Genomic DNA, 6,905 nt, shown 5'->3' with positions numbered 1-6,905 from the left:
AACCCGCTCCGATCGTGAGCAATGATGAACCCATCTCAACCAAAACCCGCTCCGATCGTGAGCAATGATGAACCCATCTCAACCAAAACCCGCTCCGATCGTGAGCAATGATGAACTCATATCAACCAAAACCCGCTCCAATAGTATTCCCCCTTCCCCCCGTTATTTTATTACACATTTCTACCAAGAGTTGAGTCTGAGAGGTTATTAGCAGGGTGAATGTCTCATCTCCTCTCTACGAGTAAAAATAACTTGTGATTAACATCACATTTTCAAAACAAACTAACCCACACAAAATGTGATTTATATCACTATAATCAGGCTTTGTAGCTTAAAAATTCGTCGTCGTGGTTTTCTTACAGTCATTTAGTGTGATCTGCGTCAACAAATGCACCCCTGTAATAGGGGGGTTGGTGTGACTTCCGTCACATAAATGCAGTGAGCTACGCGTGAATAAAGGAGCATGCTAGAGTTTGTTTTGCATACAGCGTGTTTGTATTCGATAACACCGGCGGGTTTTGCAGAACTGCCTCAACAAAACAATTATATCGCGCTCTTATTGTTAGCGCGTACCAATAGGGGTGTTTTATGTTTTCACCAGACGCAAAGGTCAGAATTCAAAATTTTGGCCGATTCCTCAGTAACATGGTTATGCCCAATATCGGGGCATTTATTGCCTGGGGTATTATCACCGCACTGTTTATTCCAACCGGCTGGCTGCCAAATGAAACGCTAGCCAAACTGGTTGGCCCAATGATCACCTACCTGTTACCACTGCTGATCGGTTTTACCGGTGGCCGTTTGGTGGGTGGTGATCGCGGTGGTGTGGTGGGTGCTATCACCACCATGGGGGTTATCGTTGGTGCGGATATGCCAATGTTCCTCGGTGCGATGATTGTGGGTCCGCTGGGTGGCTGGGCAATCAAACACTTTGACCGTTGGGTTGAAGGTAAAATCAAAAGCGGCTTTGAGATGCTGGTTAACAACTTCTCAGCCGGTATCATCGGGATGTTGTTGGCGATTCTCGCCTTTATGGCGATTGGTCCACTGGTAGAAGTGTTGTCCCACGTGTTGGCTAAAGGCGTGCATATCATGGTGCAGCTTAACCTGCTGCCATTAACGTCTATCTTCGTCGAACCAGCCAAAATCCTGTTCCTGAATAACGCGATTAACCACGGTATCTTCTCACCTCTGGGTATCCAGCAGGCGACTGAAACCGGTAAGTCTATCTTCTTCTTGATTGAAGCGAACCCAGGCCCAGGTATGGGTGTGTTGATGGCTTACATGTTCTTCGGTAGAGGTAACGCTAAGCAATCTGCTGGCGGCGCGGCTATCATCCACTTCTTCGGTGGTATCCACGAAATCTATTTCCCATACGTGCTGATGAACCCGCGCTTATTGCTGGCGGTTATTCTGGGCGGTATGACTGGTGTGTTCACTCTGACTGTGCTGAACGGCGGCCTGGTATCACCTGCGTCTCCTGGTTCTATCCTGGCAGTATTGGCGATGACACCTAAAGGTGCTTATTTTGCCAACATTGCTGCAGTTGCTGCTGCGTTTGCCGTCTCCTTCGTGGTATCGGCTATCTTGCTGAAAACCTCTAAAGTCAAAGACGACGAGGAAGACAGTCTGGAAGATGCAACTCGCCGTATACAAGATATGAAAGCGCAATCTAAAGGCGCACAAGCGGCGAATGCTGCCGCTGCCGCAGGCGACCTGACCACAGTACGTAAAATCATCGTAGCTTGTGATGCTGGTATGGGTTCTAGTGCGATGGGGGCCGGTGTGCTGCGTAAGAAAGTACAAGATGCGGGCTTGAGACATATCTCGGTGACTAACTGTGCTATCAACAATTTACCAGAAGATGTGGACTTGGTTATCACCCACCGTGATTTGACTGAGCGAGCCATGCGCCATGCGCCACAGGCACAACATATCTCGCTGACCAACTTCCTTGATAGCCAGTTGTACACCAACCTGACAGCACGTTTGGTGGAGGCGGCTAACACGACAGCAAGCACTCAGAAAGTGATTGAAACGCTGGACGATAGCTTTGAAGCCTCTGAAGCCAACTTATTCAAGCTGGGCGCGGAGAATATCTTCCTCAATCAACACGCAGCCACCAAAGAGCAAGCTATTCGCTTCGCTGGTGAGCAGTTGGTGAAGGGGGGTTATGTTGAGCCGGAATATGTTGAAGCGATGTTGGAACGTGAAAAACTGACCTCCACTTATCTGGGCGAATCTATCGCGGTACCACACGGTACCATTGAAGCGAAAGACCGTGTGTTGAAAACCGGTGTAGTATTCTGCCAATACCCTGACGGCGTGCGCTTTGGTGACGAAGAAGATGAAGTGGCGCGTTTGGTGATTGGTATCGCGGCCCGTAATAATGAGCACATTCATGTTATTACCAGCCTGACGAATGCGCTGGATGATGAGTCGGTGATTGAGCGCTTAAGTAAAACTACCAGCGTGCAGGAAGTATTGGACTTATTGGGTGGCAAAAAGTAACCCAGCAATAACTGAATAGGGCCGTTGGGAGAAAACGGCCCTTTTACAGCAAAAGGTAACGAATATGAAAGCATTACATTTTGGCGCAGGTAACATTGGCCGGGGCTTCATTGGTAAACTTCTTGCTGATGCCGGTGCGCAACTGACCTTCGCAGATGTTAACCAACCGCTGCTGGACGAACTGAATAAACGTAAAAGTTATCAGGTCAATGTGGTCGGTGAGCAGGCGCGGGTTGAAGAAGTCAAAAACGTGAGTGCAGTAAACAGCAGTAGCCCAGACGTGGTGGCGCTGATTGCTGATGCCGATATTGTCACCACCGCTGTTGGACCGCAGATTCTGGCACGTATTGCCGGCACCGTGGCACAAGGCTTAGTCGCTCGCCATCAACAAGGTAATACTCGCCCGCTGAATATTATCGCCTGTGAGAATATGGTGCGCGGTACCAGCCAGTTAAAACAGCATGTCTTCGCTGCGTTACCGGAAAGTGAACAAGCGTGGGTTGAGCAACATGTCGGTTTCGTCGATTCTGCGGTAGACCGTATTGTGCCGCCATCAGAAGCGGGCAGTACAGATATTCTGGCAGTGACGGTAGAGACCTTCAGTGAGTGGATTGTTGATGGTACCCAGTTCAAAGGGCAGCCACCGGAAATCGCGGGTATGGAGTTGACCGACAACCTGATGGCGTTTGTGGAGCGTAAACTCTTCACCCTGAACACCGGACATGCAATAACAGCCTATCTGGGGCAACTGGCAGGCCATCAAACCATTCGTGATGCTATCTTGGACCCGGCAGTACGCCAGACAGTGAAAGGCGCGATGGAAGAGAGTGGTGCGGTGCTGATTAAACGCTATGCTTTTGATCCACAAAAACATGCCGCTTATATCAATAAAATCATCTCCCGTTTTGAGAACCCTTACCTGCATGACGATGTTGAACGTGTTGGCCGTCAGCCACTGCGTAAACTGAGTGCCGGTGATCGATTGATCAAACCGCTATTGGGTACACTTGAGTATCAACTGCCACACACCAATCTGGTAACCGGTATTGCGGCGGCCATGAATTATCGCAGTGAGCAAGACCCACAAGCTCAGGAGTTGGTTGAATTACTGGCGAAATTGGGGCCGAAAGCTGCTTTGGCGCAAATTTCAGGCTTACCCGCTGATGGCGAGGTTGTCGAACAGGCGGTGAGTGTGTATAACGCCATGCAGGACAAGCTGGCGCACTGATTTTGTTATGAACAAAATGAGTTTGCGTTAGGTGATGTACCCTAAATAATTCGAGTTGCGGGAAGGCGGCAACTGAGTAAATCCCCAGGAGCTTACTCAAGTAAGTGACTGGGGTGAGCGAGGGCAGCCAACGCACATGCGGCTTGAAGTATGACGGGGATAAATACCGTGTCAGATTGCGCGGTATTTATCTTTTCGTAGCCCGATATTCTGAAACCACCTCAGTGACAAGCGATGATTGAAAAAACACAGGCATTTGAGAATCGGGTACTTGAGCATCTGAACGCAGGCAAGACCGTTCGGAGTTTCCTGATGGCTGCTGTCGAATTATTGGCAGAAGCGCTGAATATTCTCGTGGTGCAGGTTTTTCGTAAAGATGACTATGCGGTGAAATATGCTGTGGAACCATTGCTGGTTGGCGATGGGCCGCTTGGTGAGCTATCCGTGCGACTAAAGTTGGTTTATGCCTTGGGTGTGATCACCCGTCATGAATACGAAGATGCTGAGCTATTGATGGCGCTTCGTGAGGAGTTAAACCATGATGGCACCGAGTATCGCTTTACTGATGACGAAATCCTCGGGCCATTTGGTGAATTACATTGTGTGGCTGAATTGCCGCCAGTGCCCACTTTCCTGCGCCCGGATGAAGCAGACGCGTCGCTGATTGCCATGCAACGCCAGCGTTATCAGCAAATGGTGCGTTCCACCATGGTGCTCTCGATTACAGAATTGCTCTCCCGCATCAGCTTAAAACAGGTTTCCAAGCTGTCACCACTCGGCCATGCCTGAGTTACTGCAACACACTGAGCCATTCGTCAACTAACAGCCACAATGCTGTTATTGCCATCAAGCCCCCCATCACTCCATTGAATAATCGTAGTTTCCAGTTAACCCGTAACGCATGGCGTAACTGATCCCCCATCACCGCCCAAACGGCCACACAAGGCAGATTTAACAGAGCAAAGCCACTAACAATCAGCAGGGTATGGCTCAGCGTAGCACCTTCACGTGGTGTAAATAAGATGGCGACATTCATAGCCATCAGCCAAGCCTTTGGATTAATGGCCTGAAATAAAGCCCCCTGGATAAACCCCATCGGCTGCTGGTCATCTCTTGACTTCGGGCTACCGGAATTAAAAATCTTCCACGATAACCAGAATAAATATGCACATCCCAGCGTCACCAGTGGCAAGCGAATTACCCCCAGCCAACTGAGAATTAATGCCAACAATGTGGTCATTAATGCGCATTGCAACGCGCAACCAAAGGTAATCCCCAACATCATTGGGAAGGTGCGACGTAAGCCAAAATTGACACCAGATGCGGCTAATAACAGGTTATTTGGGCCTGGAGTGATCGACATAACGGTAACGTAACTGATAAAGGCACTGTCCAACATGGGCGGTAGGTCCTAATGATGTTATCAAGAGATTTAGCATGTACTCTAAATAATTCGAGTTGCAGGAAGGCGGCAAGTGAGTGAGTCCCGATGAGTTGACGCGAGTCAATGATTTGGGTGATCGAGCGCAGCCAACACACATGCAATTTGAAGTATGACGAGTATAAACAGCAATCCGCTATGGCGTCAGAAGCAGAAGTTATCTATTGTTGTGGGTACAGTTTGTATAAGATTTAACTGTACCCATTGAACCTGCGGAGAACTGTCACCATGCCCGTTGTTATGAATGAAATTCGCTACTTGCAAGTGGCTGACAATCTGGCACAGGCCATTAAGAAAGGCAGTTTGCTGGCGGGTAGCCGCCTGCCATCAGTGCGCGGTTACGCCAAAAACCATCAGGTGAGTATCAATACGGTGGTGGCGGCTTACCGTACGCTGGAGGATCGAGGCTTGATTGAGGCGCGTCCGCAGTCAGGGTTTTATGTCTGTAGTCCGTCAACGGCGGTGGTGCCAACAGCGACAGTCGGCAAACCGGTAAATGAGGTGCTGGATTTAATTGATACGGTATTTGCCGCACAACAAAACCCTCGCTTTACCAATATCTCGCTCGCCTGTCCACAAACGGCGGATTTTTACCCCAGCGCCAAGTTGGGCCGCATCATGGCATCACTGTTGCGTCGCGAGCCGCAGTTAATCAGCCAGTACGCGTTGCCACCAGGATGCCAGCGCCTGCGTCAGCAAATCGCCCGCCGCGCCATGACCCTCGGGATGCTGGCTAATCCGGCAGATATCACTATTACGCATGGTTGTATGGAGGCGTTGCAGTTAGCGTTGCGGGTCACCACCAAGCCGGGTGATTGTGTCGGGCTGGAATCGCCAACCTATTTCTATCTGATGCCATTACTTGCCAGTCTTGGCCTGAAAGCCGTGGAGATTCCAACCGATCCACAGCAAGGTTTATCGTTGGATGTGTTGGAGTTACTGCTTCAGGAGGGGCGGTTGAATGCATTGATCGCCATGCCAACGGTGCAGAACCCGTTAGGTTTTACGATGCCACTGGCGGCGAAAAAGCGCCTGGCACAGTTGATGAACGATCATCAGGTGCCACTGATAGAAGATGGCTTATATGCAGAAATACAATTCGGTTCTACCTTGTCCCCAGCGGTAAAAGCCTTTGACCGCGACGGTTGGGTGCTGTTCTGTTCCAGCTTCACCAAAACACTGGCCCCGGACTTCCGTATCGGCTGGATTGATGGTGGCCGCTTCGCTGAGGCATTACATAAGCTCAAAGCGGTGTCGTCGATGGCGGAACCGGCGTTATTATCAGAAACACTGGCACTGTTTCTGGAGTCTGGCGGTTATGACCACCACCTGCGCGGGCTACGCCGCCGTTATGCACAACAGGTACAACAGGCGCAGCAACTCATTGCACAGTACTTCCCTCGTGGGACCAAAGTGACCCAACCAGCAGGGGGTTTTGTTTTCTGGGTCGAGTTCCCTGCCAGTGTCGATACCGTGGCGCTATTTCATCAATTGCTACAAGAACAGATATGCCTGACCCCCGGTACGCTTTACTCGCCGAGTGGCCGCTATCGTAATGCTTTTCGCCTCTCGTGCTGTTATCCGTTCAACCACCACTATACCCAAGCTTTGGTCAGGCTCGGGGAGGTTGCTTGTGAAATTAGCAGCCTACCGGCCGGCATGCAGTGGCAACCAATACAGGAGGCTGCTGCTGAAAAGCACGCATCCTGATACACTCTCTATCTT

The 6,905-nt window shown here is 50.2% G+C and carries 5 protein-coding genes; 4 read left to right on the top strand and 1 reads right to left on the bottom strand.

Annotated elements, in window-relative coordinates:
- The first annotated feature begins 588 nt into the window (after positions 1–588).
- From V1952_RS06715 to V1952_RS06705, 3 genes are all read left to right on the top strand, one after another.
- Positions 589–2,511 (top strand): PTS mannitol transporter subunit IICBA, encoded by a 1,923-nt coding sequence (locus V1952_RS06715; RefSeq protein WP_372560220.1) that lies wholly within the window; start codon positions 589–591, stop codon positions 2,509–2,511.
- 64 nt (positions 2,512–2,575) lie between these two features.
- Positions 2,576–3,739 (top strand): mannitol-1-phosphate 5-dehydrogenase, encoded by a 1,164-nt coding sequence (locus tag V1952_RS06710; RefSeq protein WP_420074496.1) that lies wholly within the window; start codon positions 2,576–2,578, stop codon positions 3,737–3,739.
- A 234-nt stretch (positions 3,740–3,973) separates the two neighbouring features.
- Positions 3,974–4,528, top strand: coding sequence for an MltR family transcriptional regulator (locus V1952_RS06705; RefSeq protein ID WP_005186837.1), 555 nt, complete (start codon positions 3,974–3,976; stop codon positions 4,526–4,528).
- A 1-nt stretch (position 4,529) separates the two neighbouring features.
- Here V1952_RS06705 and V1952_RS06700 read toward each other — a convergent pair whose 3' ends face one another.
- Positions 4,530–5,138 (bottom strand): LysE family translocator, encoded by a 609-nt coding sequence (locus tag V1952_RS06700; protein WP_372560222.1) that lies wholly within the window; start codon positions 5,136–5,138, stop codon positions 4,530–4,532.
- A 270-nt stretch (positions 5,139–5,408) separates the two neighbouring features.
- Between V1952_RS06700 and V1952_RS06695 the strand changes: the two genes are divergently transcribed.
- Positions 5,409–6,890, top strand: coding sequence for a PLP-dependent aminotransferase family protein (locus V1952_RS06695; protein ID WP_420071151.1), 1,482 nt, complete (start codon positions 5,409–5,411; stop codon positions 6,888–6,890).
- Positions 6,891–6,905: the final 15 nt, after the last annotated feature.

It is taken from the genome of Yersinia sp. 2542 StPb PI (assembly GCF_048593855.1).
GTDB classification, from domain to species: Bacteria; Pseudomonadota; Gammaproteobacteria; order Enterobacterales; family Enterobacteriaceae; genus Yersinia; species Yersinia enterocolitica_E.
The sequence above is the reverse complement of the archived record's forward strand: the minus strand, read 5'-3'. Positions and strand labels throughout refer to the sequence as shown.